The following is a 25596-nucleotide window of genomic DNA, read 5'->3' as shown; positions in this document are numbered from 1 at the left end:
GCTCGCGTGCGAGCGCATTGCGACGAAAGGCCGGCCGGCGTCGCGAAATGCGTTCAGTGTGACCTGAATGACGAGAGGCGGCGGCGTGCGATTGCTGCGCACTGGGCGCCGGGCAATCCGGGGTGCCATGCTTCGGATCGCGGGCCTTGGCCCCGTTCAGACGTATCATGTCGGTTTTGCGCCGAAGCGCGCCCCGCAGTACAACCCCGTATAACGATTCTGTTTCGGCTATCCGGCCGGTTACCCTGGCATGCAACTCACCGGCTCGACGGTTCCCATCTCTCTCGTACGCGGCTTTCTTGCCGCTGCGCGCGCGCGGCCGGAAGTCGTGGCCCGCTACCTGGAGCAGGCGGGCATTCCCGCGGAGTTGCTCGACGAGCCGGGCGCGCGCGTGACGGAGGAGCAGTTCTCCACGCTCTACCGCTTGCTGGCGATCGAGCTCGACGACGAAATGCCAGGCATCTTCAGCCGCCCGTTGCGCAGCGGCACGCTCAAATTCCTTTGCCTGAGCCTGCTGGACGCGCGCAATCTCGAGACGGCGCTGCATCGCTTCGGGCAGTTCTTTCATATCGTGATTGACGACTTGCGGCTCGAATCGCGCCGCAGCGAACTCGTGGCCCAGGTCGAGCTGCGCCCGCATGCTGCGTTCGGGCCCATCGGTCCGCTCGGCCAGGAGCTGATGCTCAAGCTCGCGCACGGCGTTTCCTCGTGGCTGATCGGCCAGAAGATTCCGCTGCTTCAAGTCGAGCTGGCCTGCGAGCGGCAGCCGCACGCGCTCGATCACCGCTACTTTTTCTCGTGCCCGGTGCGCTTTGGCTGCGAGACTGCATTGTTCCGTTTCAGCGCCGCTTACCTCGACATGCCGATCCGGCAGAGCAAGCGCAATCTGCGCCAGTTTCTCGAGCGCTCGCCCGGGGAGTGGATCTTCGAGTCGTTCAGCGAGCAACGCGTGAGCCATCAGGTGCGCCAGTATCTCGCCAGCACGCTGCCCGACTTGCCGACGATCGAGGCGGCGTCCACGCACCTGCACTGCTCGGTGCGCACGCTGTGCAGGCGGCTCGCGTCCGAAGACACCTCGTTTCAGGTGCTCAAGGACGACTTGCGGCGCGATGTGGCGATCCAGCGCCTCACCGACACGCAAGACACCATCGCCGCCATTGGCGCCGATATCGGCTTCGATGACCCCAGCGCCTTTCATCGCGCTTTCCGTCACTGGACCGGCAGCACGCCCGGCACGTATCGGGGGCGCCCCTGAGCCGGGCGCCCCTGAACATCGCGCCCCCGATGGCCGAATTTGCGTCTGGTTTCGGGCTCGATCCTGTGTTGGGTGTGCGCCATCCTGTGCTGATTGCCGCCCGGTTTCGCTAGCGCTCACACGCCTGCGGCGCCACCCCCAGCATTGGGGGGCTATGCCTCGAACGCACCAGGTTCAACCCTGGTAGCCCGCACTTTCGCCGCCGATGTCAGACACGGCGTGGCCAGATTTGTCACTAGATGGTCCGGTTTGGACAGTTCCGTGGCCGGGCTTTGCCGCTACGATCAATCGCACATCGCCCCTGCCGCGCCGGCTCCCAGCCGCCCGGCACCGCGGCCCCCAGATCCACGCTTGAGAGAAAGGTTCGCCATGAGCTTCACCGCCCCCGTCAAAGACATGCTGTTCGTGCTCAAAGAGCTGGCCGGCATCGACGAAATCGCCACTTTGCCCGGCTTCGAGGATGCCGGCTTCGAGACCGCGCAGGCGGTGCTGGACGAAGCCGCGAAGCTGTGCGGGGAAGTGCTCGCGCCGCTGAACGTGGAAGGCGACCGCGCGCCGAGCAGCTGGCGTGACGGTGAAGTCACGGCAACGCCGGGCTTCAAGGCCGCGTTCGAGCAGTTCGCCGAAGGCGGCTGGCAAGGTTTGCAACATCCGGCGGAGTTCGGCGGCCAGGGCCTGCCGAAGCTGATCGGCACGCCGTGCAACGAGATGGTCAACGCGGCGAATCTCTCGTTCGCGCTGTGCCCGCTCCTGACCGATGGCGCGATCGAGGCGCTGCTGACTGCGGGCACCGAAGAGCAGAAGGCCCGTTACGTGCCGAAGCTCATCTCGGGCGAATGGACCGGCACGATGAACCTGACCGAGCCGCAGGCCGGCTCCGACCTCGCGCTCGTGCGCTCGCGCGCCGAGCCGCAGGCCGATGGTTCGTACCGAGTGTTCGGCACCAAGATCTTCATCACCTGGGGCGAGCACGACATGGCGAAGAACATCGTCCATCTCGTGCTGGCGCGCGTGCCGAACGCACCCGAAGGCGTGAAGGGCATTTCGCTGTTCATCGTGCCGAAGTTCCTCGTCAACGAGGACGGCTCGCTCGGCGCGCGCAACGACGTGCATTGCGTGTCGATCGAGCACAAGCTCGGCATCAAGGCGAGCCCGACGGCCGTGCTGCAGTACGGCGATAACGGCGGTGCGATCGGCTACCTCGTGGGCGAAGAGAACCGCGGCCTCGAGTACATGTTCGTGATGATGAACGCGGCGCGCTTCGGCGTGGGCACGCAGGGCGTGGCGATTGCCGAGCGCGCATACCAGCAGGCGGCGGCGTTCGCGAAGGAGCGCGTGCAGAGCCGCCCGGTGGATGGCTCGGCCAAGGAGTCGGTGACGATCGTGCAGCACCCCGACGTGCGTCGCATGCTCGCCACCATGCGCTCAATGACCGAGGGTGCACGCGCGCTCGCCTATGTGGCGGCAGGCCACTGCGATCTCGCGCATTGTCATCCGGACGAAAGCGTGCGCGCACGCCATCAGGCGATCTACGAGTTCCTCGTGCCCATCGTGAAGGGCTGGAGCACCGAGATGGCCAACGAGGTCACGAGCCTGGGCGTGCAGGTGCACGGCGGCATGGGCTTCATCGAGGAAACGGGCGCCGCGCAGCATTATCGCGACGCACGCATTCTCGCGATCTATGAAGGCACGACGGCGATCCAGGCGAACGACCTGATCGGCCGCAAGACGGTGCGCGACGGCGGCGCGGTCGCGAAGGCGCTACTCGATGAAGTGGCGAACACGGTTGAGTCGCTCGCACAAGTCGACGGCGCGGCGGCCGCTTCGATGCGCACGCAGCTGGAGCAGGGCGCACAGGCACTCGCGCGCGCCGTGGACTTCATGATCGAGAACGTCAAGCGCGATCCGAACGGCACGTTCATGGGGAGCGTGCCCTATCTGAAGCTCGCGGGCATCGTGCTGTGCGGCTGGCAGCTTGCGCGTGCGTTGCTCGTCGCGCAGCGCAATCTCGCCGACGATCCGTCGTTCTATGGTGCGAAGATCGCGATGGCGCAGTTCTATGCCGAACATGTCCTCTCGCAGGCCAACGGCCTTGCCACCGCGGTGCAGGGCGCACGCGGCGGGGAAGGCGTGCTCGCGCTCGCCGAAGAGCAGTTCTGATCGCGGCCCGATGCCGTCCGAAACGGAAAACGCAGCATGAATTCGAATGATTTGATCGCGCAATACGGCCCGCGCGAGTCGATGGAATACGACGTGGTGATCGTAGGCGGCGGCCCGGCGGGCCTGTCCGCGGCGATCCGCCTGAAGCAACTGGCAGCAGAGAAAGGCGTCGAGATCGGCGTATGCGTGCTGGAGAAAGGCTCGGAGATCGGAGCGCATATCCTCTCGGGCGCGGTCATGGACCCGCGCGCCATCGGCGAGCTCATTCCCGACTGGAAGGAAAAGGGCGCGCCGCTGAACGTGCCAGTGACCGAAGATCAATTCCTTTTCCTGACGGAAAACGGCGCGAAGGCCGTGCCCAACTGGGCGCTGCCGGACAACTTCAAGAATCACGGCAACTACGTGATCAGCCTCGCGAATGTTACGCGCTGGCTGGGCCAGCAGGCCGAGGCGCTGGGCGTGGAGATTTTCCCGGGCTTTCCGGCCGCCGAAGTGCTCTACAACGACGATGGCTCGGTCAAGGGCGTGGCCACCGGCAACATGGGCGTCGGCAAGGATGGCGAGCCCACCGAGAACTTCCAGCTCGGCATGGAGTTGCACGCGAAGTACACGCTGTTCTGCGAGGGCTGTCGCGGCCACCTGGGCCGACAACTGAGCGAGCACTTCAAGCTGGGCAAGGACGCCGACCCGCAGGTTTATGGCATCGGCATCAAGGAACTGTGGGAGATCGATCCGGCGAAGCACAAGCCGGGTCTGGTGATCCACACGGCAGGCTGGCCGCTCGAGAAGGACACCTACGGCGGTTCGTTCCTCTATCACACTGAAAATAACCAGGTGATGGTGGGCTTTGTCGTTGGTCTCGCCTACACGAACCCGTATCTCTCGCCGTTCGAGGAATTCCAGCGCTACAAGACGCATCCGGCGATCCGCAAGTATCTCGAAGGCGGCAAGCGGGTTTCGTATGGCGCGCGCGCGATGACGGCGGGCGGACTGATGTCGTTGCCGAAGCTGGCGTTCCCGGGCGGCGCGCTGGTGGGCGACAATGCGGGCTTTCTGAACGCGGCGCGCATCAAGGGCAGCCACGCGGCGATCAAGACCGGCATGCTGGCAGCCGAGGCAGCGTTTGAAGCGGTGCAGGCGGGCCGCCAGAGCGACGAACTCACGGCCTACCCGGACGCGTTCAAGAATTCGTGGCTGCACGAAGAACTGTACAAGGCGCGCAACTTCAAGCAGTGGATGAGCAAGGGCCTGTATCTGGGCACGCTGATGGTGGGCATCGAGCAGAAGCTCTTGGGCGGCAAGGTGCCCTGGACGCTCCATCACCAGCATCGCGACCACGAGATGTTGCGCCCGGCGTCACAGTGCAAGCCGATCGAGTACCCGAAGCCCGACGGCAAGCTCACGTTCGACCGTCTCTCTTCCGTGTTTATTTCCAATACGAATCACGAAGAGAACCAGCCCGCGCATCTGACGCTGAAAGACGCAACAGTGCCGGTCGGCATCAACCTCAAGACCTACGCGGGTCCCGAGTCGCGTTTCTGTCCAGCAGGCGTTTACGAATTCGTCAAGGACGATTCAGACGAAGATCGCTTGCAGATCAACGCGCAAAATTGCGTACACTGCAAGACCTGCGATATCAAGGATCCGACGCAGAACATCGTGTGGGTCACGCCCGAAGGCGGCGGTGGACCCAACTATCCGAACATGTAATGCCCGCAGCGCAATCGCGCGCGAGCCATTGAAGGAGACAGGCAAATGAGCAAAGAAGTCGTGGTGGTAGGTGGTGTGCGGACCGCAATCGGCAAATTCGGCGGCAGCCTGAAAGACGTCGCGCCCACTGAGCTGGGCGCGATCGTGCTGCGCGAGGTGCTCGCGCGCAGCGAGGTCAAGCCCGAGGACGTGGGCCATGTCGTGTTCGGCAATGTGATTGCCACCGAGCCGAAGGATCTCTATCTCTCGCGTGTCGCGGCCATCAACGCGGGCATTCCCGATTCGACGCCCGCTTTCAACGTCAACCGCCTGTGCGGATCGGGCCTGCAGGCTGTCGTGTCGGCGGCGCAGACGATTCTGCTCGGCGACGCCGATGTCGCGATCGGCGCGGGTGCGGAGAACATGAGCCGCGCACCGTATCTCGCGCCCGATATGCGCTTTGGCGCGCGCATGGGCGATTCTCGCTTCGTCGACATGATGCTCGGCGCGCTCAATGATCCGTTCAATACGGTGCACATGGGCGTGACCGCCGAAAACGTCGCGCGCAAGTTCGACATTTCGCGCGAGCGTCAGGATGCGCTCGCGCTCGAATCGCATCAGCGCGCCGCACGCGCCATCGCCGAGGGCCGCTTCGCGAGCCAGATCGTGCCCGTCACGCAGAAGGTGAAGGGCCGCGAAGTCGTGTTCGATACCGATGAGCATCTGCGCACCGACGCGACGATCGAAGACTTCTCGAAGCTCAAGCCCGTCTTCGCCAAGGAGAACGGCACGGTGACGGCCGGCAACGCCTCGGGCATCAACGACGCGGCCGCAGCCGTGCTGCTGATGTCGCGCGAAGCCGCAGAGCAGCGTGGTCTCAAGCCGATGGCGCGGCTCGTCGCCTACGGGCACGCGGGCGTCGATCCGCTGCACATGGGCATCGGTCCCGTGCCGGCCACGCGCCTTGCCTTGCAGCGCGCGGGCCTGCGCGTCGAAGACCTCGACGTGATCGAGTCGAATGAAGCCTTCGCGGCCCAGGCCTGCGCGGTCACGCAGGAGCTCGGCCTGGATCCGGCCAAGGTGAACCCGAACGGCTCGGGCATTTCGCTTGGTCACCCGATTGGCGCGACCGGCGCGCTCATCACCGTGAAGGCGCTGCACGAGTTGCAACGCACGGGCGGCCGCTATGCACTGGTGACAATGTGCATCGGCGGCGGCCAGGGCATTGCAGCGATTTTCGAGAACCTGCGCTAAGGCTCGAAAGCGCCTCGATAGTGCCGGCGCGCCGTGTAGTCGAACACGGCGCGCCTCGTAATTGAAAACACCGAATGTTAGAGACAGCCATGTACGATCAGGCCTCCGAAACGATGGCATCCGCCTATGCCTACCCCCTCTTGATAAAGCGCCTGCTGCACACGCCGATGACACAGGCGCTCAATCAGGAGATCGTCTACCGGGGCAAGGTGCGCATGACCTACGCCCAGTTGAACGAGCGCATTGCGCGGCTCGCCAACGGCCTGCAACGGCTCGGCGTGGAGCACGGCACCACGGTGGCGGTGATGGACTGGGACAGCCATCGCTATCTGGAATGCTATTTCGCAGTGCCGATGATGGGCGCTGTGCTGCAGACGGTGAACATTCGTCTTTCGCAGGCCGAGATCGCGTATACGATCAATCATGCGGGCGCACAAGTGCTGCTCGTCAACGCGGATTTTCTGCCCGTGCTGGCCGCGATTCGCGACAAGCTCGAGCACGTGCGCACGGTCGTGCTCATCGACGACGAAGGCAATGCGGCGGCCACGTCCGACATGGCATTCGCCGACGAATACGAGAACCTGCTCGCGCAGAGCGGCACGCACTTCGATTTCCCCGACTTCGACGAGAATACGCGCGCCACGACGTTCTACACGACGGGCACCACCGGGCTGCCGAAGGGCGTGTATTTCTCGCATCGGCAACTGGTGCTGCACACCATCACCGGGATGGCGGCGCTGGCGAGCCCGGAGTCCGGCCAGCGTTTTCATCGCGGCGATGTCTATATGCCGCTCACGCCGATGTTCCATGTGCACGCTTGGGGCATCCCGTACATCGCGACGGTGCTCGGGGTGAAGCAGGTGTATCCTGGCCGCTACGTGCCGGACCGGCTCGTGGAGCTGATCCGCGAAGAAGGCGTGACCTTCTCGCATTGCGTGGGCACGATCCTGCACATGCTGCTGAGCTGCCCGCAGGCGCAGAGCGCCGACTTCAGCAAGTGGAAAGTGGTGATCGGCGGCGGGGCGCTTCCGCATGGTCTCGCGCGTGCCGCGCTGGAGCGGGGCATCGACATCTTTACGGGCTACGGCATGTCGGAGACGTGTCCGCTGCTCACGCTCGCGCAATTGAAGCCGACGGCGGAGCCGCTCGACATCGACGAGGAAGTCAGCCTGCGGTGCCGTACCGGCCTGCCGGTGCCGCTCGTCGACCTGCGCATCGTGGACGCCGAAATGCGTGACCTGCCGCACGACGGCAGCGCCACCGGCGAGGTGGTCGTACGCGCGCCTTGGCTCACGCAGGGCTACCTGCACAATCCTGAGGCCTCCACGCAGTTGTGGGAGGGCGGTTATCTGCACACACAGGACGTTGCGCGCATCGACACGGATGGTTATCTGCAGATCACGGACCGCATCAAGGACGTGATCAAGTCGGGCGGCGAATGGGTCTCTTCGCTGGAGATCGAGAGCCTGATCTCGCAGCATCCCGCCGTGGCCGAAGTGGCCGTCATCGGCATCAAGAGCGAGAAGTGGGGCGAGCGGCCGGCCGCCGTGGTTGTCTTGCGCCCCGAGCGCGACACGCCCGTGAGCGCCGAGGATATCCGGCAGCATGTCCTGCGTTTCAGCGAAACCGGGCAGATCTCGAAGTATGCGGTGCCGGAGGTCGTCAAGTTCGTCGATGCGATCGAAAAGACCAGTGTGGGCAAGCTGAACAAGAAGTGGCTGCGCGAGAACTTCCAATGAGATGATAGGTTGGTTACCGGCGCCGTTTCGTGCGGCGCCGGGGTGCCGTTCGGCCGGCGTGCGCGCAGGGATGCGCATCCGGCGGATTTCCGGCAGACTTCAGGCATAGAGCTGGCGCACCTCGAGTGCGCTTTTTTCATTGGTGCGCGCGGGACGAGGGCATGGCAACATGGGGCCCGCCACGCGAGATGAGGGCAGGCCGTGGCCGCCGGGTGCATCAAGGGCGCAGCACGCAGCGAGGGAAGATCGCGAATGATTCAGAAGATATTGGTCAGCGCCTGCCTGCTCGGCAGTCCGGTTCGCTATAACGGCTCGGCCAAAACGCTTGCCCATCCGGCGCTCGATGCGTGGCGGCGCGAGGGCCGCATCGTCTCCGTCTGTCCTGAGTTGAGCGGGGGATTCGGTGTGCCGCGCCCGGCGGCCGAAATTGCACGGGCGCAATCGGGCGAGGCGGTGCTCACGGGCGCGGCGCGTGTTGTCGATACGGCAGGTGCCGATGTGACTGCGCTTTTCCTCGCGGGCGCGCAAGCCGCGCTCGAACTCGCACGCGAGCATGATTGCCGCTTCGCATTGCTAGTCGATGGCAGTCCGTCGTGCGGCAGCCGCCTCATCCATGACGGGAGCTTTTCGGGCCAGCGACGCGCAGGGGCAGGGGTGACGGCTGCGCTGCTGCGCAAGCACGGCATCGAAGTCTTCGCGGATTCGGAAATCGATGCGCTCAGTGCGCGGTTGGCGCGCGAACCGTGAGGCTTCGCGCCGGAGAAAGCGCGTCATCGATGTGTTGGTGTGTAACGTGATAGTGTGTCGTTTCAAACTATCTGTTTCTGTTATCGGACCGTGCCGGTGCAACCGTTAGCCAGCGGTTTACCCAGCGGCACGATCCAGTCCCGCTCACGTGGCCGGTGCTGCAGGCTCGGCAGCAGCCGGTGCACCGTGATTGAGGAAGTCGATCGTCAGGTTGCCTTCTGCTGAGCTTGAGAGCAGGATCTTCGCGGGCGCGGTGCCGGTGGCCATGCGCGTGAGCAATTCGCGGGAAATCGACGGCAGGATACGCTGGTTCAGGAACGCGTCGACATTGCGTGCCCCGGCTTCGCGCGCGAGGCACAACTCGGCCATCGACCCGATGAGCGAGTCGTCGCAAACCAGCTCGACGTCGTGCTGGCGGCACAGACGCTCGGCGACCTTCGCCAGCTTCAGGCGCACGATGGCGGTGAGCGCGGTCGCATCGAGTGGACGGTACACCAGTGTCTGGAAGCGCGCGAGCAGGGCCGGCTGGAAGTGCGCGAGAAGCTGCGGGTGGATGGCCTCGAGGAGTGCCGTCTGCGCGATATCCGGGCTGTCGGCCGTAGCCTCGTCAATCTGTGCGCTGCCGAGATTGGACGTCATGAGCATCACGCAGTTGCGAAAGTCGATCTCGCGTCCCTCCCCATCGCGCATTACGCCGCGGTCAAACACCTGATAGAAGATGTCTAGCACGTCGCGATGAGCCTTCTCCACCTCATCGAGGAGCACGACGCTGTATGGGCGCTGCCGCACGGCTTCAGTCAGGACGCCCCCGCGGCCGTAGCCGACATAGCCCGGCGGCGATCCCTTGAGCTGTGACACGGTGTGAGATTCCTGATACTCCGACATGTTGATCGTCGTGAGCGCGGCCTCGCCGCCAAACAGCAGGTCGGCGAGAGCAAGCGCTGTTTCCGTCTTGCCGACGCCAGACGGGCCCGTGAGCAGAAACACCCCGAGCGGCGCGTGCTCGCTCTTAAGACCAGCCTTCGCAGTGCGCAGACTTTCCGCGAGCGCGGCCAGCGCCTCGTCCTGCGCGACCACACGTTTTGAGAGCTGGCCTTCCAGGGAGAGCAGGCCCTGCAACTCGTCTTCAAGCAGGTTGCCGACCGGCACGCCGGTCCATTCGGCCACCACACGCGCGATCGCCTGGGCGTCCACGTCGGCGAAGACAAGCGGTGCCTTGCCCTGTGCCTCGGCGAGTGCATCGCGCGTCTGGGCCAATTCGGCGGTACTGCCGGCCATCGTGGTGCCGCGTTGTTCGAGCAGCGCCTGCACAAGGCCCAGTTCGCGACTGTAACGCTGCTGCAGGGTTTCCAGCTGGTCCTTCGCATCGGCAAGCGCGGAATCCAGCGTTATGCGTCGCTCCCCGGTGACGTCGACACCGGCGCGCGCGTCGTCTTCAAGCGTGGCGAGTTCAAGCTCGAGCGCTGCGACTGCGGCGTGGGCACGCTGCAGTTCCGCCGGCGGCGATTCAAGACCCATGCGCACGCGTGCGGCCGCCGTGTCGATCAGATCGACGGCCTTGTCCGGCAACTGGCGCGCAGGGATGTAGCGGCGCGAAAGTTTGACGGCAGCCACCAGCGCCTCATCCCGGATGTGCACGTTGTGATACGTCGCGTAACGCTCCTTGAGGCCGCGCAGCATCAGGCAGGCTGCGGTGTCATCGGGCTCCTCGACCTTGATCATCTGGAAGCGCCGCTCGAGCGCGGCGTCGCGTTCGAAGTATTCCTTGTATTCCGACCAGGTGGTCGCAGCGATCGTGCGCAGTTCGCCGCGCGCGAGCGCCGGCTTGAGCAGATTGGCCGCATCGGCGCCCCCTGCTGCGTTTCCTGCACCGATCAACGTGTGCGCCTCGTCGATAAATAGCAGGATCGGCACGCTCGAAGCCTGCACTTCATCGATCACATTCTTCAGGCGCTGCTCGAACTCGCCCTTGACGCCAGCGCCCGCCTGCAGCAGCCCCAGATCGAGCGTCAGGATGCGCACGTCGCGGATCACGTTCGGCACGGTGCCTTCGGCCACGCGCAGCGCGAGGCCTTCAACCAGCGCCGTTTTGCCCACGCCCGGTTCGCCCACGAGAATCGGGTTGTTCTTGCGGCGCCGTGCGAGCACGTCGACCATCTGCTGGATCTCCCGGTCGCGTCCGAATACCGGATCGATCTTGCCCTCGCGTGCCTTTGCCGTGATGTCGATCGCGAAGCGGGCGAGGGCTTCGCCTTCCACGCTGCGCTTTGAAGCCGGCGCCGGTTTTCCTTCTTGCGCTTCGTTCACAACACCGGCTTGCGTCGGAGCAGCGCTCTGGTGCGCGGAAACTACCGGTTCTTCCGGCTGGTTCTCACAGGTTCGCAGCCCGAGGCGTGGCAGCAGGCGTTCGATCTGTGCCGTGCTGACCGACAGCAACTGCCAGGCATTGGCCGCGCGCAGGACATGGGGCGCCTCGATGATCGCCTGAAGGACGTTGGCCGAGCGGATGGCAGGGTCGTGGGTACCGGCGTGCGTGGACGCATGAAACCATGCGTCATGGAGGACGACGGCCAGTTGTGGCGAGAGGCTGGGACGGCCACGCAGGTTGCGCGGTGTATGGTCGATGGCCCGCAGCAGTGCGTCCCACACGGCGTCGATGTTCAGCTCGTAATGGTTCATGATGGCCGGGATATCGCCGTCCCCGGCCTCGATCAGCTTGAGCAGCCAGTGCTCGACCGTAATTTCGTCCGCGAGCCGTGTCTGGCACAGGCTGGCTGCGGCCTCGAGCGCGTTCGCGCAGTGGGAATTGAGCCGCTGCAGAAGCTCGCTGGCGTCGCGCAAGGAAGCGTTTCGGTCGTGGTACACGGTCATGTTCGGGCTGTTCGCACATCAGAAGAAGGGGGGCCGGAGATCCGTTGGCAGGCAAGTCCGGCCCTTCAGAACACAGCTGGATCAGGAACGTTCGTTCCAGGTATCCGCATGGATGATGTTGCCGTCCTTGTACGACCAGGTGATCTTTTCGTAGCGCAGCTCGACCTTCTCGAGGTGGTTATGCTTCTCGAAGTCGGGGTTCTTGATGTCGTGCATCACCGGGCTGACCGACACGACCTTCACGTTATCGAGCTTCGTGTTGAAGTACTCCTTTTCCTTGCCGGCGTCGTCGATCTTGTACCATTTGATTTCGGCCGACTTCAGCGTCTGGCCGCTCGTGACCGCCTTGTAAAGATAGGGCGTGGAGGCGTCGGTCTCCTTGTACAGCGTGATCGGTGCGTGAACACGCGTGCCCGTCAGCTTGCCCGTGTTGCCATCGGTCGGAATATGCAGGCTGTGAGCGAACTGGGTGATTTCGATGCTGCCCTCGCGGCCCTGGACGGTCACCGAACCCTTGATGTCCGCGCCGCCGTCGTCCTTGAGCCACATGTATGAGGGAATTGCCATTGTTTCACTCCTTTTTCTACTACGACAATCGCCCGGGGATGATCAGAAACCGGGCATCACAATCCCGAAGCAGGAGTTTCGGGGTCCTAAAACGCGTTATCCAGGTGGGCCTTGCGTGCTGACCGGTGCAGCGCCAGTCTGGGGCGTGTCCTTCGCGGCGTCGGGCACCAGGGTGATCTCCACACGACGGTTCTTCGCCCGCCCGGACTCGGTGGTGTTATCCGCGAGTGCTCGCGTGTCGCCGTAACCCTGAATGGCGAACTGCGTCGCCGGAATGCCGGATGCTTCAATGAGCCAGTCGCGCACGGCTTCGGCGCGCGCCGTCGACAGCTTCAGGTTGCTGTCCGGGTCGCCCACGTTATCGGTGTAGCCGGCCACGAGAATCCGCTTGTCGGGATGCGCCTTGATCATCTCCAGCGCATTGACCATGACGCGGTTCGAGCCCTCCCTGAGCTGGGCGCGGCCACTGTCGAAGAGCGACATGCTGTCGAGCGTCACCACGGCGGGCGGCGGCGGGGGGGGCTGATACGACGCGATTGCCTCGTTCAGCGGCGCTATCAGCCGGGCACCACGGTACAGTCCGAATGACAGCGGCAGCGGTACGCCCGAGCGTGAAAACCGCTGAAGCTCGTCACGATCGGTGACAAGCGCCTGCAGCGCATCGCGTCTGGCAGCGTCGTGCGCGGCGGGAATCATCGAGTAGCGACCGAGGTCCGTGCCAATGCGCGTGAGCAGGGCCTGGTTGTGCCGCATCGAGAAGAAGAACGCGACGGCGGCCGCGCAGGCCAGCAACGCAAGTGCGTGGGCAAGTGCGACCACCCGTGGCGACATCCAGAAACGCTGCGGCATGGCGCGAATGAGCGGCTGGGGGAGCGGCCACGGCCTGGGCGAAGCAGCGCCCGGCGCCCGCGCGACCGCGGTATGTTGTTGCACGTCGCTCTCCCACGGATGACCCGGCCCGCAAGCGGGCCCGCAGTCGATCCAGCCCACGCCGTACACGGCTACAGGCATGTCGGGCTGTCGACGATCGGCCAGCGCGTCGATCACGACCCGCTGCGTCCAGTCCATGATCGAAGCAAGCGCGGCTGCACGGGTCGCCGGCACGCGGCTGTCCGCCACACGCCAGGCGTCATTTTCGGCGGCACGGACGATGCTCCCATACTGACGCGTATCGATCAGGTGCGAGGCCGAAGAGATGCCATACCACCGGGGCGTCAGAAGGTCCGTCGATGCGGTTGTGCCACGCGCCATCGCGAGTTCCATCAGGGAACTGGAAAGACCCTCGGTGGCGAGCCGCTGATAGACCGCGACATATCCAGGCAATGAACGTGAACCCAGGATGCGTGCGGCATCCGCCACCGCCTGACGCACCACGCGAAGCGATTGCGTGAGCACATCCACATCCGTATGCCGGGCGGGTGCCACGCAGAGCACGACACCGTCAGGAGCACGCCCGTCGCGCCACTGCCGTACGACGACCGCCATACGGGCGAGATCCTGCGGCCGGTCCACGCGCAGCCAGATCGCGCCATCGCCGACATGCGCAAACCGTTTGCCGTCGTGCCGGTCGAACAGCGCGCTCAGGTCATCGCCCGTGACCAGCACGAGCGGCATGCGCGTACGCAGTCGCAGCGGAATATCGGCGGTGGCTGCGCCCAGCGCGGCCAGCACATGTGCGCCACGCTCGCGCGCACCGCCGAGCAGCCACGTGCGCCAGACTATCAGCAAGGCCCCGGCGAGCACGATCACACCCGTGAGCACCCATGCGAGCCCCAGGCCCGGTTTCGCCACGAGCCAGATCACGCCGAGTGCAAGCACAATGGCCAACACCACGATCAGACGCAGGGGATAGCCCAGCCCGTCGTGTCCCGTGGCCTGCGGCGAAGTGGAACTGACTGCCAGTGTGGACAGGTCGGATTTCATTGTCGGGTCACCCTGGCAGACTCGATCTGTATAAGCTGCGTGTCGATCGCCCGGCTCGCGGCTACCCAGACCCCCATTGCCACAAGGCCAGCGAGGGCGACGGGGATCCACGGCGCGAGCCCGCCCATTGAACCGGAGAGCCGGCCTCCCGTCTGATCGGTCACAAAGGGTTCGTCCGTGGACTGGCCAAACGTCTCGAGCTTCGCGTGAAGCGATGCGATCAACGCTGTGCGCTTCGCCTGTCCATCGAGCGCATAACGGCCAACGAACCCCAACCCAAGAATCGCCGCGTAGTACTCAAGGAGTTCGATGTTCGGAGAGGCTTCACGCAGATGGGACTCGATGCTGTCGATAACCCGACGGCCGGCATCGTGGACGGAGAAACGTTCTACCTGCATCGGCCGCAGTTCCCACGCGACGCGTGCCTCGGCGGGCAGATAATGCAGCGCCATTTCGTCGAGCAGCCCGCACTGGGCGAGCAGCGCTTCGCGCTGGACGTCTTCGGGATAGTCGCGCTGCGCGAGCGCATGCGCGAACTGGTCGACGTTCAGTTCGCAGCGCTCACGAAGCTGATCAGGGTTCCTCATGGTTCCGCCTGAGGTAACGGAGGTCACCAGCAGGGCGGTGTTGTGCATCAGATCGCGCATGCCAACGCCGGCCGGACGTGCGACGTCGGAGGCGGGGATCTGGGGGGCGTGCGGGTCCAGGCCCGATGTGAGTGTGCTCATGCGCGATGATGTTTGACGCAGGACCGGTGATGCTGATGGCTCGACGGGGTGGTCTTGACCCGTGTGAGCGGCCGGTCTGCAGTGTTTAAGTTCTTTTCCTGTTGCGAGAGAGATTCTCTATGTCACTTTTATCCGGAGCATAGCGAATTCTAGTGCGATATGGATAGCGTATTTTCGAACAATTGTCATTTGTTCATCATCATTTTATTTTGAGATAAACAATGCGCATTAGTGAATGCGCCTATATTGATATAACTCAGTGACATATCCATTAGTGAGTTGATTTTAATAGTGTTTTTCCGTGCTTCTCTGCGTCAGGAGAAAGCGGGAAGCGGGTACGTGGAGACTCGCATGCAACAAAAATTTGCGCTGGATATGGGTTTGTGTTGAATTGACAAATTATGACGAAGCGTTGGGTCATTCAATCATATTCAGAAGGCTTTGACGGAATGCCGGATAACCTGTTAAATACTGTCCAGCATAAGGGTCGCATGAATGAAAGCCACACCTTGGGGAGATGTCGGAATGAGCATTCGCGGTGCGTATGCGGGAGTCTCTTCGTCGTTGCGGTTGATTCCTGCGGTGAACGTGAACCTCATTTCTGAGGACTACTGATGGACAGCTTCCAGAGAGAAATTCCGAAAAGTCGCGTTTCAATCACGCTGGACCTGCATACGGGCGGGGCGCAGAAGAAGGTCGAGCTACCGCTCAAGCTGCTCGTCGCCGGGGACTTTAGCGCAGGCCGCGAGCAGGCGCCGCTGGCCGCTCGCAAGAAGATCAATATCGACAAGAACAACTTCGATTCAGTGCTCGCCGATTATGCACCGGATCTGAAATTCGCAGCGCAAAACACGCTGGCTGCCGACGGCTCGGAACTGCCGGTCAACCTTTCGTTCCGTTCAATGAAGGACTTCGAACCGGAGCAAGTGGCCCGCCAGATTCCGGAGCTCCAGGCGATGCTTGCCATGCGCAACCTGCTGCGCGACCTGAAATCGAACCTGCTCGATAACGCGACCTTTCGTCGCGAGTTCGAAAAGATCCTGAAGGACAAGCGTCTATCCGAGAAGCTGCGTGGCGAACTCGCCCAACTGGCGACGGTCGCCACGCAGCCGGAAGGGCATGCCTAAGCACCGGCGGCCGAAATCGGCCTTCACCGCGTTTCGCAATCAGGTCGCAGTTCTAATGCAGACAGGAATTCCAATGAAACAGAACGAACCCAGCCAGGGCGCAACCGAGACCGTTGTGCTCGACGCGCCCGGCAGTGCCGACAGTGTATATGCCTCGCTGTGCAGCAAGATCAATCTCAAGCCCGTTGCCGAGGCGCGTCCGATCGAGGCGTTCCGCGACAGCGACACGCTCTCCGAAGCTTCGGCCGATGAACGCATCGCGCGCGGCATGGGCGCGTTCCTCGAGCTCATCGCGAAGTCGAGCCAGCCTGTGGAGCGGCTCGACAAGTCGCTGCTCGATTTCCATATCGGCCAGCTCGATCGCCAGATCAGTCGTCAGCTCGACGCCGTGATGCACTCGGCGGAATTCCAGGCGCTCGAAGGGCGCTGGCGCGGTCTCAAGATGCTCGTCTCGCGTACCGACTTCCGCCGCAACGCACGCGTCGAGGTGCTCGACGTCTCCAAGGAAGCGCTGCAGCGCGACTTCGAGGATACACCGGAACTCATTCAGAGCGGCCTCTATCGCCTCACGTACATTGAGGAATACGACACGCCGGGTGGCCAGCCGATCAGTGCGATGATAAGCGACTACGAGTTCGAAAACTCGCCGATGGATGTTGCACTGCTGCGCAATATCTCGAAGGTAGCCGCCGCTGCACACATGCCGTTCATCGGTTCGGTTGGCGCGGCGTTCTTTGGCAAGAAGTCGATGGAAGAAGTGGCGGCGATCCAGGATATCGCCAACTACTTTGATCGGGCCGAATTCATCAAGTGGAAGAGCTTCCGCGATACGGACGATGCGCGCTACGTGGGTTTGACGATGCCGCGCGTGCTCGGCCGCCTGCCGTACGGCAAGGACACGGTACCCGTGCGCGCCTTCAACTACGAAGAAGGGGTGAAGGGCCCGGACCACGACAGGTACCTTTGGGTCAACGCTTCGTTCGCGTTTGCGGCCAACATGAGCCGCAGCTTCGTGAATAACGGGTGGTGTGTCCAGATCCGCGGCCCGCAGGCGGGTGGCAAGGTCGAAGACCTGCCGGTCCATCTGTACGATCTCGGCACCGGTACTCAGGCGAAGATTCCGACCGAGGTGCTGATCCCGGAGACGCGTGAGTTCGAGTTCGCGAACCTGGGCTTCATTCCGCTCTCGTTTTACAAGAACCACGACTTCGCGTGCTTCTTCTCGGCGAGCTCCGCGCAGAAGCCGGCGCTCTTCGAGACGAAGGAAGCCACGGCCAACAGCCGTATCAACGCACGCCTGCCCTACATCTTCCTGCTCTCGCGCATCGCGCATTACCTGAAGGTGATCCAGCGCGAGAATATCGGCACCACCAAGGACCGGCGCGTGCTCGAACTCGAGCTCAACAACTGGATCAAGAGTCTCGTCACCGAGATGAAGGACCCTGGTGACGAACTGCAAGCCTCGCACCCGCTGCGCGAGGCCAAGGTCACGGTCGAGGATATCGAGGACAACCCGGGCTTCTTCCGCATCAAACTTTTCGTTATCCCGCACTTCCAGGTCGAAGGCATGGACATCGGCCTGTCGCTCGTGTCGCAGATGCCGAAAGCCAAAAGCTGACGGATATCGTGGCATGTAAGCGCGCCGGGGCACCGTACCGCCCCGGCGTTTATTTTTGTGTTCCTGCTTTTACCTGTAGATGGGGGGAGTTCGCGTGAAGATGCCTGGCCTGCTCAAGGCGCTGTTCCCGTCGCGTGACGCCGGGGAGCTCACACGCTCACGGCTGGACACCTGGAGTGAGTGGCTGCAGCCGCTGCCTGGTGAGAACGGTGTCGGACGCGATCCGGGCTACGAAGACGCGTTCTTCGCGCTCAAGGATGAGACGAACAAGCTCTCGGGTATCGATGATGCCCTGATCACTGGCTCGTGCGAACAGCTGCTGAAGGAAACCGGCAAGGACCTTCGGGTCGCCGGCTATTACGCCGGAGCACGCCTGAGGCAGGGCGGGACAGCCGGATTTGCGGACGGGCTGGAGCTGGTCGCAGCCCTCGTGGAACGTTTTGGGCAAGCGCTGCTCCCGGCGCGCGCGGAGGCGAAGAAGGGCGCGCTGGAAATGCTGGCCACCACGCGCATGATGGAGCTGCTCGCGAGCCGGGGCGAACCTGCACCGGCCGATCTTGAACGCTCACTCGCGGCACTCGATGTGCTCGTGACGCAGACGGGCAACTGGGCTGAGGCCGCACGCCCGAATCTGCAGCCCCTCGTTTCCCGGTTTGAACGCCGGGAAGAACCCGTTGGTGTGGCGGCTGATACGCCGGCGGACGTGCCCTCACCCATCGCGGGAGGCGGCACCTCCAGCGCGATCACGTCTGCACGCGACCTGCTCGAGCAGGCGCGGGGCATGGCCACCTGGCTGCGCGACCAGGAAGCGGGCTATTTGCCTTCGGTGCGGCTCGTGCGCTGCGTGCGCTGGGACACCCTGCATGAGGTGCCACCGGCGAGTGCGGCCGCGCATACACGGCTCGTTGCGCCGCGCCCGGAGTTGCGCGCGCAGATGAAGCGGCTCGTCCTGCAGAAGCAATGGCACGAGCTCCTCGAGCGCGTTGAGGGCGCCTTCATGGAGGGCGTCAATCACCTGTGGTTCGACCTGCAGTATTTCCAGCACCTTGCCCTCGATCATGCCGGCGCGCCGTACAACGCCTGGCGTGAGCTGCTGCGCGCGGACTTTGCGCTTTTCCTGGAGCGTCTGCCCGGCATCGAACGCCTGTCGTTCAACGACGGCACACCGTTCGCCGACGATTCGACACTCGAATGGATTGCACGGCACGCGGTCGTGCGTGACCTGGAGGCAGGGGAGAGCGTTGCGCCTCTGCCGGTGTCGGCCGACAGCGCACAAGGGGAGGCCGGTGACTGGCCGGAAATCGAGGCGCAGGCGAAGGATCTCATGGCGCGCGAGGACATCGAAGCGGCTTTCGCGTGGCTCGATGGCCTGCCCGGTATGAAAACGCAGCGGCACCGCTTCTTGCAGAGGTTTGTGATGGCGAGGCTTGCAGCCCAGGCCGAACGCGCGGAAACGGCCATGGCGCTGCTGCTCGAGCTCGATGGCGCCGCGAAAGCGCTGCCGCTCGTGCACTGGGATCCCGCATTGGTGTTCGAGGTCAAGCTCCAGCTCGCGCGCGCATTGAAAGCCGCGAGCAGCCGCAAGGACGCAGACAAGCCGGGGCTCGCGCGCCGCATCGCCGAGTTGCAGGGTGAGATGACCGTACTCGACCCGGCGCGTGCACTGGGGCTTTCGTGAGCTTGCCGGCCATGAAGCGCGATCGGCGAAGGCGCTCGACAGCAAGTATGATCGCGCGATCACCTGATGGCCGGCCCCGGACTACTCGTCGTAGAACCCGGAGCGAGCAATCACGCGGTTCTCGCCGCGCGGGCATTGACAGGCCACGATGTCGTTGTCCTTGACAGCCGTCGTGCCGGACAGCCCCCAGTTTTTTGCCGTGCCCAACATCGGGCCGTTGTGTCCACAGCGCCCGCAGGAAGCCATTCCACCATCCGGCGCGAGCGCCCCGTTCTCGTCCGAGAACGACTCGTCGCCGTCCAGCACCACCCCTCCGGTCGTCGTCCTGTTGCCCTTGACTGCCAGCATCGTTGCCATGCCATTTTTCCTCGTGGGTTGAAAATGATCCGTACCGCGTCAATACTGATCGAGCGCCGTCTGCAGTAACTTCAGGCGCGTCCTGCCATCCGGTGTGAATACCGTGTCAAAGCGCACCAGCCCTTCCTTGCGGAGGTGGCATTTCATCGTGAAGCTCACCATGATGCCGGGCTCCGGGGTCTGCACTTCGATTTCAATCATCTTCAGGCGCGGCTCATACCTGAGCAGCGTCGACTCGATGGCATTGCGCAACCGGTGTGTTGACGAGGGCAGATGCCGGTAGATCTCCGACAGATCGTCGAGCCCGAAATCGGGCAGGTGAGCGAGTGAGCCACGCCGGCTGTTCAGGATCCGCTCGATGTTATCCCGCACCGAAAGAAACGTCTGATCCTCCGGCGTGAAATCCTTCACGACCGCCCCATCGGCAAAATGTCCCGTGATCCGCTCGAAGAGTCCTGGTCCTGTACGCATCACTGCCTCACCGTCCCATACCGGCTATCGACGACAGCAGCCACCGGTCGATGGCGAGCCAGACGAGGCCGGTCACAATGCACGCAATGACCACCCACGCGAGCGGTGACAGCGACCGTCTGCGCCAGCGCGACGGGCTCACCACCACTGGGCCCGAGCGCTCCGGTGTGACGCCGCCCATGGCGCGCTCCAGACGCCCGTCAATCGCACGGATGCGCGCTCGAAGTGACCGGAGAGGTCGCGTATGCCCGCCACGTCCTCCATTGAGGTGCGACTGAAGAAGGCTGGCGAAACCGATCCGATCACCGGCATGTGTGCGGCGGCGGCCACCTTCGACAGATTGCGCAGCATGGCAATGTCCTGTGCACCGGCGTCGAACTCGTAGTTCGCGATGACGGCCGAGACCGGCCACGCACCGGGCGTGTCGTATTCCTGGACGTACGTGTGCTGGTACAGGCCGCTCTGGATGGGTTCTGGCGCGTCCTCGAAGTCCTGGCGCAGGACCTCCTTCGAGACGTCCAGCACCTCGATGCACACTCTGACGTCACCGCGAAAGTCCGTGCGATCCACCAGGAACTGCAGACCTCGCCACACGGATTCGAGAGCCTGGAAAGCAGGATGATGAAGGATCGCATCGATCTGACGGCTGAGCATCCGGTCGATCGCAGCGACGTCGTGATCAATGCGTAACGTACATAGCGGATCCACGCGCACGGGCGAGCTCACCTGCGACTCAGATGACCCGGGCGTTGCCGCTGTGCTGTTTCGCTGCGTGCTGTTCTGGAAGCTTGCGCTCATTGTTCAGGTCTTGATCGGCATCGCATAACCGGGCATGTTTAACACGCATTTCATCTCAAAACCACATTGGTGAATGACCAATTGACAGTGACTGACCACGAACAATGAACACTCGATATGGCTTGATGTTTATTACCTTCGCCCCTTCACCCGCGGCAGGTAGGCGGGTAATGTCCATTCTCCACTATTGCACGCGCAACGATATTCCCTGCGCATATCGATTTCGATGCAGTGCTAATCGGGTGAGGAGTCGGCGAAGATGGCAAGCCTGTTTGACGAAGCAGGATCAGCAAAAGAGTTCATCAACAAGTTGACCGCCATACCGGGGCGGCAGGCGTATTTCCTGGACGTGCCGGGAACGGAGAGCGCGAAGGGGCTTTCGGTCGTGGAGTTCCAGGCGACGGAAATCATGGGTGCGCCGACCGAGTTGCGCATTGTCGCGACCCATGCGCAGCAGCTTGCCCGCGCCGACTATCTGAATCTCGACGCGGTTTTTACCATCGTGCCAGACGATGGAGTCCCGAAAAAAATCTCGGGTTTCATCGAGCGTATTTCGAACGTGAATAGTCAAAGTACTACGATGTCCTGGCCCATCCCTGTTTTCCTGGAAATCGAATTTCCCAAGCCGATCTCCCTGCGTGTGTGGCTGCCGACGCTCGTCGCTATTGCATCGTGCCCGCAACCAGGATCCATGGCCGGCTGTATGCCCAGTTAAACCATGGAAACGAATGCCTGTGCTTCAGATCGGCTTCGGGCTCAATCACGACAGGGCCGTGCTCGATGCGTTGTGGACGCCCTATGCGCGCGCCGCGCGCCCGTTGCTCGTCTCGCCAGTCCAGCAAGACCTCGAAGGTCAGCTCGTTGATCTCGGCCAGATGCAGACCGCCCAGATCGACACCCAGAGCAGCCAGATGGCGCAGGACGGCCAGCAGGCGCTCAAAACCTACCTCATGATGGCCGAACCGCAACGTGCCGAAGCGGCCTTCCTGACACCGCAACTCGAGCATCACTGGAACATCGACACTGGCCTTCGGCCCGGTGAAAAGCTCGACTACTCTGCGCAGCTGATGGGCTTCTGGGCCCAGCACTTTCCGACACATCCGGATTGGCGCATCCAGCCGCGCGAGGACCTCGTGGGCAGCGCGCGCCAGACGCTCCTCGCCATCATCGGCGTGAAGAATTCGGAGGACACGATCTACCAGGGCATTCTCGATTCGGTCGGCCACAAGTACCCGGACCAGACGCTTGCCTCGCTGACCGCCGGCACCGATATCCGTTTGCGAGTACGACCAATGACGCGTCGTTGCCCGAGCTCGCGCGCTTTCTGCGACCCCAGGGCGGCCTCATCAACACGTTCCTGTCCACGCAGCTTGCCGGCGCCCTGCAACTGCAGGGTGACCAGTGGATCGCGACCTCTGGCGGCGCTGGGGGCAGCACGGCGATCGCGTTTGATCCAGCGTTCCTGAAGGCCATTAACACCCTGCAGCAAGTGGCTGGCCACCTGCTTGCCCAGGGTGAGCCGCAGTACGTATTCAGCCTTAAACCCGTGCCGACGCCCGGTGTGACCGACACGCTGCTCACGCTCGACGGGCAGGCACTGCACTACTACAACCAGGTCGAAACGTGGAGCCCGATGACATGGCCCTCCAGCGAGCCGCAGAAAGCCGGCACGCGGCTCGAATGGCAATCCGCCCATCGGGAAATCATGGCGCTGTTGCGCTTCTATCTGGGCTACGAAAGCGAAGCCGACCTGGAAATGCATGTGCGGCCAGAGCTCATGCCGCCGCCCACGCTGGAAACACGCCAGACGAGTCTGGGATATACGGTACAGCTGGAAGCGCCGGCCAGGTCTGCGAGCGGCGTGCAGGCGCGCGTGACGCGCGTCCAGCTCGGCCGCTGGAACGGGGCGGCGGGCGCACATGCATGAAGAACAGCACAAAAAGGGCATCCTCAAAATGAATAAAAAGAAAAAAACCGCACATCGGGCAGGTTTCGCAATCGCGATACTGGCAACGCAGTTCATTGGCGGTTGCGGGGTTGCGCAGTCGGTCGGCGATGCAACCGTAGCTGCCGCGAAGTGGGCGTTCACGACCCAGGTCAAGACAATGAATGTAGATCTCACCGGCCGGGCGTCGGTCAACTCGGACGCTAAGGGGCAATCCCTCTCGACGGTCGTTCGCTTCTACCAGCTCAAGGATGCGACAACATTCGCACAACTGAATTATGCGCAATTGCAGTCAGATGGCCGTTGCTCATTCCCACGGTTCCTCGTCAGCGCTCCGATTGCAGTTACCCTGCCGATAGCAGCGGTATGAGGCAACGCCAGGAGGCTGTCACGCTCGGCGGCGGAGAGGATCGAACGGCGGGGCATGCGGTTTCCTTCTTCTTGAAAACGTTCGTTTGTGATGAGCGCGCCAAGGCAACCGGCCTGACGCGCGAAATCAGGGCGTTGCGATTCTCGAAGATAGTTCTTGAAGCGTTATTCTCAATGGCTTGCTGTCTCAACGGGTTTCGATAAAGGACTGCTTATGAAATCTGGCTACACCATCGTCTATGTCAGCGACGTGGTGGCCTCATTGGCTTTCTTCGAGAAAGCTTTTGGGCTGAAGGCGCGATTTGTCCTCGAGTCAGGGTACGGTGAACTTGAGACTGGCCAAACAACATTTGCTTTTGCGTCCCACGAGCTGGGAAGCAGCAACTTACCCACGGGCTACGAGGCTGCCGATGCCTCCGACAAACCGTTGGGCATTGAGATCGCATTCGTCACCGAATCGGTGGTCGCCGCTCACGCGCGGGCCGTCAGCGCCGGCGCTCGTTCAATTAAAGAGCCCCTGCTCAAGCCTTGGGGGCAGATGGTGTCGTACGTCCGCTGTCCAGACGGCACGCTCGTTGAGCTTTGCTCCCCCGTTTCCCCGTAAGCCACGCTGAAATGGCCACACAGCAAAGTACGATTGATTTCGTCATCGAGCAGATGACCGGTGCGGGCGCCGTCACTGCAAAGAAGATGTTTGGGGAATACGGGCTCTTCCTTCAGGGGAAGATGGTCGCGCTTGTCTGCGATGATGAGCTCTTCGTCAAGATCACCGTAGCCGGTCAGGATCATGCCGGCTCGCTCCCACAAAGGCCGCCGTATGCCGGCGCCAAGCCGTGCTTCTTCCTTTCCGGCGAAAGGTGCGACGACCGCGAGTGGCTGTCTCGTCTCATAGCGGTCACGGCCGCCGAGCTTCCTTTGCCCAAGAAAAAAATGCCGCGTAGGCCAAGCTGACTGAGCCCCCCATGGCGCCTGGCGCGCTGCACAGGGCAGTTGGTTGCTCTGGCGGCCGCCGTCGCGCTGCGTCATCGCCCGGCTAATAATTTGACATTATAAAAATAATGTCAAAATTAAGATTGAATTTGGTAGAAATTAAACGTTTTACGTTGTATTATCAAATTGTCTGATCCTTCCTCCTCATGCCATGTCCGACGCCCCTCTCGACGAAATCCGTCTCACCGCCGAAATCGAGCGGTTGAAGAGCGAATTCCCCAAGACCCGCGAGCTCTACCGGGAAGTGTGCGCGCTGCTATTCTTCCGCTTCGGCGTTACGCCCACGGCCAATCGGCTCTATCAGCTCGTGCACCGGGGCAGCATGGGCACGCCCACGGCGGTGCTCTCCGAATTCTGGGCGGAGCTACGGGAGAAAAGCCGCGTGCGCATCGAGCACGCCGACTTGCCGGAAGAGTTGCAGGGCGCGGCGGGCGAACTCGTGGCCGCGCTCTGGAAGCGTGCCACGGCTGCCGCGCAGGCTTCGCTCGAGGCGCTGCGCGTCGAGGTCGAACAGGCGCGCCAGGATGCCGAGGCGGCCGTTGCCGCTGTGCAGGGCGATCTCGCGCGCACGGAGACGGCGCTGGAACAACGCACCACCGCATTGCTCGCGGCGCAGGTGCGTATTCATGAACTTGAGCAGGCGCAGGCGGCCGCGGCCGCCACGCGCGGCGCGCTGGAAAGCGAGGTCGAGCGGCTGCAGCAGGATGGCCGCGAGCGCGACGGCGCGCTCGCGCAGGCACGCGCCGACTTTTCCGCCGAGCTCGACAAGCTTCGTGCCGGAGCGGAGCTCGCGGAAACTCGCTTGCAGGCTGCGGAAAAGCGCGCGCTGCTGGAAATCGAGCGCGAGCGCACGAGCAACGCGCGCCTGCAGCGCGATCTGGAGGCGGCCTCCAAACGCACCGCGCGGGCTGAAGAGAGTGCGCGGGCCGAGATTCAATCGCTGCAAGGCCAGCTTGGCGATCTGCGGCATCAGGCGGGCTTGCAGGAAGGGCGTCTGGAGACGCTGCGCGCGGCGCATGCGGCGCAGGCGCAGGAGCTCGACGCGCTGCGCAAGCAGGCGGCCGCAGACGGTGATGCCAGTGGTGTGGCGCCGGTCCGGCGTGTGCAGCGGCGCACAGGCCGCTCTGCCGACGTCCCGGCAAAGCCGCTGCGTGCCGCGCGCAAGACGGGCACGAGAAAGTGAGACTGGTGGCACGTACCCGGTGAGAACCGTGGGGCACGCGACCTTTGCGAGTCTGGATGAGCCCCGATTCCCTGTTGGCGCCGTGGCCCCAGACGAATGCGCCTTGCTGGGTCTACCCATAGAGCCA

General features: G+C 63.2%; 20 protein-coding genes and 2 pseudogenes. 15 read left to right on the top strand and 7 right to left on the bottom strand.

The genetic code is table 11. The features are described 5' to 3' along the window. Positions 1 to 250 precede the first annotated feature (250 nt). The 6 genes from BO1_RS10420 to BO1_RS10395 all read left to right on the top strand — a co-directional run bounded on the left by BO1_RS10420 (position 251) and on the right by BO1_RS10395 (position 8844). Entirely contained in the window at positions 251 to 1255 is a 1005-nt protein-coding gene (locus tag BO1_RS10420) for an AraC family transcriptional regulator (RefSeq protein ID WP_028217509.1), read from the top strand. A 369-nt stretch (positions 1256 to 1624) separates the two neighbouring features. Next, complete coding sequence (locus BO1_RS10415) at positions 1625 to 3415, top strand: acyl-CoA dehydrogenase (RefSeq protein ID WP_028217508.1); 1791 nt, start codon at positions 1625 to 1627, stop codon at positions 3413 to 3415. Positions 3416 to 3451: 36 nt separating this feature from the next. Then, on the top strand, positions 3452 to 5125 hold the full coding sequence (locus BO1_RS10410) for an electron transfer flavoprotein-ubiquinone oxidoreductase (protein WP_028217507.1): 1674 nt from the start codon (positions 3452 to 3454) through the stop codon (positions 5123 to 5125). Positions 5126 to 5170: 45 nt separating this feature from the next. Next, positions 5171 to 6358: a beta-ketothiolase BktB gene (bktB, locus tag BO1_RS10405; protein WP_028217506.1), complete on the top strand. Its 1188-nt coding sequence runs from the start codon at positions 5171 to 5173 to the stop codon at positions 6356 to 6358. Positions 6359 to 6447: 89 nt separating this feature from the next. After that, complete coding sequence (locus BO1_RS10400) at positions 6448 to 8097, top strand: fatty acid--CoA ligase (RefSeq protein WP_028217505.1); 1650 nt, start codon at positions 6448 to 6450, stop codon at positions 8095 to 8097. Positions 8098 to 8349: 252 nt separating this feature from the next. Next, the gene (locus BO1_RS10395) at positions 8350 to 8844 is read left to right on the top strand and encodes a DUF523 domain-containing protein (protein WP_028217504.1); all 495 of its coding nucleotides are present in this window, start codon (positions 8350 to 8352) and stop codon (positions 8842 to 8844) included. A gap of 144 nt (positions 8845 to 8988) precedes the next feature. Here BO1_RS10395 and tssH read toward each other — a convergent pair whose 3' ends face one another. From tssH to BO1_RS10375, 4 genes are all read right to left on the bottom strand, one after another. Continuing rightward, positions 8989 to 11715, bottom strand: coding sequence for a type VI secretion system ATPase TssH (tssH, locus tag BO1_RS10390; protein WP_028217503.1), 2727 nt, complete (start codon positions 11713 to 11715; stop codon positions 8989 to 8991). Between the two features lie 81 nt (positions 11716 to 11796). Beyond that, on the bottom strand, positions 11797 to 12282 hold the full coding sequence (locus tag BO1_RS10385) for an Hcp family type VI secretion system effector (RefSeq protein ID WP_028217502.1): 486 nt from the start codon (positions 12280 to 12282) through the stop codon (positions 11797 to 11799). Positions 12283 to 12378: 96 nt separating this feature from the next. Further along, on the bottom strand, positions 12379 to 14205 hold the full coding sequence (locus BO1_RS50490; RefSeq protein ID WP_043284397.1) for an OmpA family protein: 1827 nt from the start codon (positions 14203 to 14205) through the stop codon (positions 12379 to 12381). Then, entirely contained in the window at positions 14202 to 14933 is a 732-nt protein-coding gene (locus BO1_RS10375; RefSeq protein ID WP_028217501.1) for a DotU family type IV/VI secretion system protein, read from the bottom strand. The genes BO1_RS50490 and BO1_RS10375 overlap by 4 nt, the downstream gene beginning before the upstream one ends. A 614-nt stretch (positions 14934 to 15547) precedes the next feature. Between BO1_RS10375 and tssB the strand changes: the two genes are divergently transcribed. The 3 genes from tssB (at position 15548) to tssA (ending at position 19356) form a co-directional block, all read left to right on the top strand. Next, positions 15548 to 16060 carry a type VI secretion system contractile sheath small subunit gene (tssB, locus tag BO1_RS10370; RefSeq protein ID WP_028217500.1) on the top strand — a complete coding sequence of 171 codons (513 nt, stop codon included), beginning with the start codon at positions 15548 to 15550 and terminating at the stop codon, positions 16058 to 16060. A gap of 73 nt (positions 16061 to 16133) precedes the next feature. After that, positions 16134 to 17678, top strand: coding sequence for a type VI secretion system contractile sheath large subunit (gene tssC, locus BO1_RS10365; protein ID WP_028217499.1), 1545 nt, complete (start codon positions 16134 to 16136; stop codon positions 17676 to 17678). Positions 17679 to 17778: 100 nt separating this feature from the next. Further along, positions 17779 to 19356, top strand: a complete 1578-nt coding sequence (gene tssA / locus BO1_RS10360) for a type VI secretion system protein TssA (protein ID WP_281179175.1) — start codon at positions 17779 to 17781, stop codon at positions 19354 to 19356. Positions 19357 to 19437: 81 nt separating this feature from the next. Here tssA and BO1_RS10355 read toward each other — a convergent pair whose 3' ends face one another. From BO1_RS10355 to BO1_RS50485, 3 genes and pseudogenes are all read right to left on the bottom strand, one after another. Then, on the bottom strand, positions 19438 to 19713 hold the full coding sequence (locus tag BO1_RS10355) for a PAAR domain-containing protein (protein WP_028217497.1): 276 nt from the start codon (positions 19711 to 19713) through the stop codon (positions 19438 to 19440). A gap of 39 nt (positions 19714 to 19752) precedes the next feature. Further along, complete coding sequence (gene tssE / locus BO1_RS10350; RefSeq protein ID WP_028217496.1) at positions 19753 to 20184, bottom strand: type VI secretion system baseplate subunit TssE; 432 nt, start codon at positions 20182 to 20184, stop codon at positions 19753 to 19755. Between the two features lie 213 nt (positions 20185 to 20397). Then, positions 20398 to 20982, bottom strand: a pseudogene (locus BO1_RS50485) (type VI secretion system contractile sheath domain-containing protein); the annotation flags it as partial. Positions 20983 to 21241: 259 nt separating this feature from the next. Between BO1_RS50485 and BO1_RS10335 the strand changes: the two are divergent. From BO1_RS10335 to BO1_RS10300, 6 genes and pseudogenes are all read left to right on the top strand, one after another. Then, a complete protein-coding gene (locus BO1_RS10335) occupies positions 21242 to 21697 on the top strand; it encodes a hypothetical protein (RefSeq protein WP_028217494.1) in 456 nt (151 codons plus the stop codon). 34 nt (positions 21698 to 21731) lie between these two features. Next, positions 21732 to 22672, top strand: a pseudogene (locus tag BO1_RS10330) (ImcF-related family protein); the annotation flags it as partial. 229 nt (positions 22673 to 22901) lie between these two features. Beyond that, positions 22902 to 23297, top strand: a complete 396-nt coding sequence (gene tssJ, locus BO1_RS50480; protein WP_407669929.1) for a type VI secretion system lipoprotein TssJ — start codon at positions 22902 to 22904, stop codon at positions 23295 to 23297. 213 nt (positions 23298 to 23510) lie between these two features. Then, positions 23511 to 23900, top strand: coding sequence for a VOC family protein (locus tag BO1_RS10310; RefSeq protein WP_028217490.1), 390 nt, complete (start codon positions 23511 to 23513; stop codon positions 23898 to 23900). 11 nt (positions 23901 to 23911) lie between these two features. Continuing rightward, on the top strand, positions 23912 to 24247 hold the full coding sequence (locus BO1_RS10305; protein WP_028217489.1) for a TfoX/Sxy family protein: 336 nt from the start codon (positions 23912 to 23914) through the stop codon (positions 24245 to 24247). A 190-nt stretch (positions 24248 to 24437) separates the two neighbouring features. Next, on the top strand, positions 24438 to 25469 hold the full coding sequence (locus tag BO1_RS10300; RefSeq protein WP_028217488.1) for a DNA-binding protein: 1032 nt from the start codon (positions 24438 to 24440) through the stop codon (positions 25467 to 25469). Positions 25470 to 25596: the final 127 nt, after the last annotated feature.

Origin of the sequence: Paraburkholderia oxyphila NBRC 105797 (genome assembly GCF_000685075.1) — a bacterium.
In the GTDB taxonomy this organism is placed as follows: Bacteria; Pseudomonadota; Gammaproteobacteria; order Burkholderiales; family Burkholderiaceae; genus Paraburkholderia; species Paraburkholderia oxyphila.
The sequence above is the reverse complement of the archived record's forward strand: the minus strand, read 5'-3'. Positions and strand labels throughout refer to the sequence as shown.

Coding starts and splice junctions, on each gene's coding strand:
- BO1_RS10420 (WP_028217509.1), top strand. CDS start 251: ATGCAACTCACCGGCTCGACGGTTCCCATCTCTCTCGTACGCGGCTTT.
- BO1_RS10415 (WP_028217508.1), top strand. CDS start 1,625: ATGAGCTTCACCGCCCCCGTCAAAGACATGCTGTTCGTGCTCAAAGAG.
- BO1_RS10410 (WP_028217507.1), top strand. CDS start 3,452: ATGAATTCGAATGATTTGATCGCGCAATACGGCCCGCGCGAGTCGATG.
- bktB (WP_028217506.1), top strand. CDS start 5,171: ATGAGCAAAGAAGTCGTGGTGGTAGGTGGTGTGCGGACCGCAATCGGC.
- BO1_RS10400 (WP_028217505.1), top strand. CDS start 6,448: ATGTACGATCAGGCCTCCGAAACGATGGCATCCGCCTATGCCTACCCC.
- BO1_RS10395 (WP_028217504.1), top strand. CDS start 8,350: ATGATTCAGAAGATATTGGTCAGCGCCTGCCTGCTCGGCAGTCCGGTT.
- tssH (WP_028217503.1), bottom strand. CDS start 11,715: ATGACCGTGTACCACGACCGAAACGCTTCCTTGCGCGACGCCAGCGAG.
- BO1_RS10385 (WP_028217502.1), bottom strand. CDS start 12,282: ATGGCAATTCCCTCATACATGTGGCTCAAGGACGACGGCGGCGCGGAC.
- BO1_RS50490 (WP_043284397.1), bottom strand. CDS start 14,205: ATGAAATCCGACCTGTCCACACTGGCAGTCAGTTCCACTTCGCCGCAG.
- BO1_RS10375 (WP_028217501.1), bottom strand. CDS start 14,933: ATGAGCACACTCACATCGGGCCTGGACCCGCACGCCCCCCAGATCCCC.
- tssB (WP_028217500.1), top strand. CDS start 15,548: ATGGACAGCTTCCAGAGAGAAATTCCGAAAAGTCGCGTTTCAATCACG.
- tssC (WP_028217499.1), top strand. CDS start 16,134: ATGAAACAGAACGAACCCAGCCAGGGCGCAACCGAGACCGTTGTGCTC.
- tssA (WP_281179175.1), top strand. CDS start 17,779: ATGCCTGGCCTGCTCAAGGCGCTGTTCCCGTCGCGTGACGCCGGGGAG.
- BO1_RS10355 (WP_028217497.1), bottom strand. CDS start 19,713: ATGGCAACGATGCTGGCAGTCAAGGGCAACAGGACGACGACCGGAGGG.
- tssE (WP_028217496.1), bottom strand. CDS start 20,184: ATGCGTACAGGACCAGGACTCTTCGAGCGGATCACGGGACATTTTGCC.
- BO1_RS10335 (WP_028217494.1), top strand. CDS start 21,242: ATGGCAAGCCTGTTTGACGAAGCAGGATCAGCAAAAGAGTTCATCAAC.
- tssJ (WP_407669929.1), top strand. CDS start 22,902: ATGCATGAAGAACAGCACAAAAAGGGCATCCTCAAAATGAATAAAAAG.
- BO1_RS10310 (WP_028217490.1), top strand. CDS start 23,511: ATGAAATCTGGCTACACCATCGTCTATGTCAGCGACGTGGTGGCCTCA.
- BO1_RS10305 (WP_028217489.1), top strand. CDS start 23,912: ATGGCCACACAGCAAAGTACGATTGATTTCGTCATCGAGCAGATGACC.
- BO1_RS10300 (WP_028217488.1), top strand. CDS start 24,438: ATGTCCGACGCCCCTCTCGACGAAATCCGTCTCACCGCCGAAATCGAG.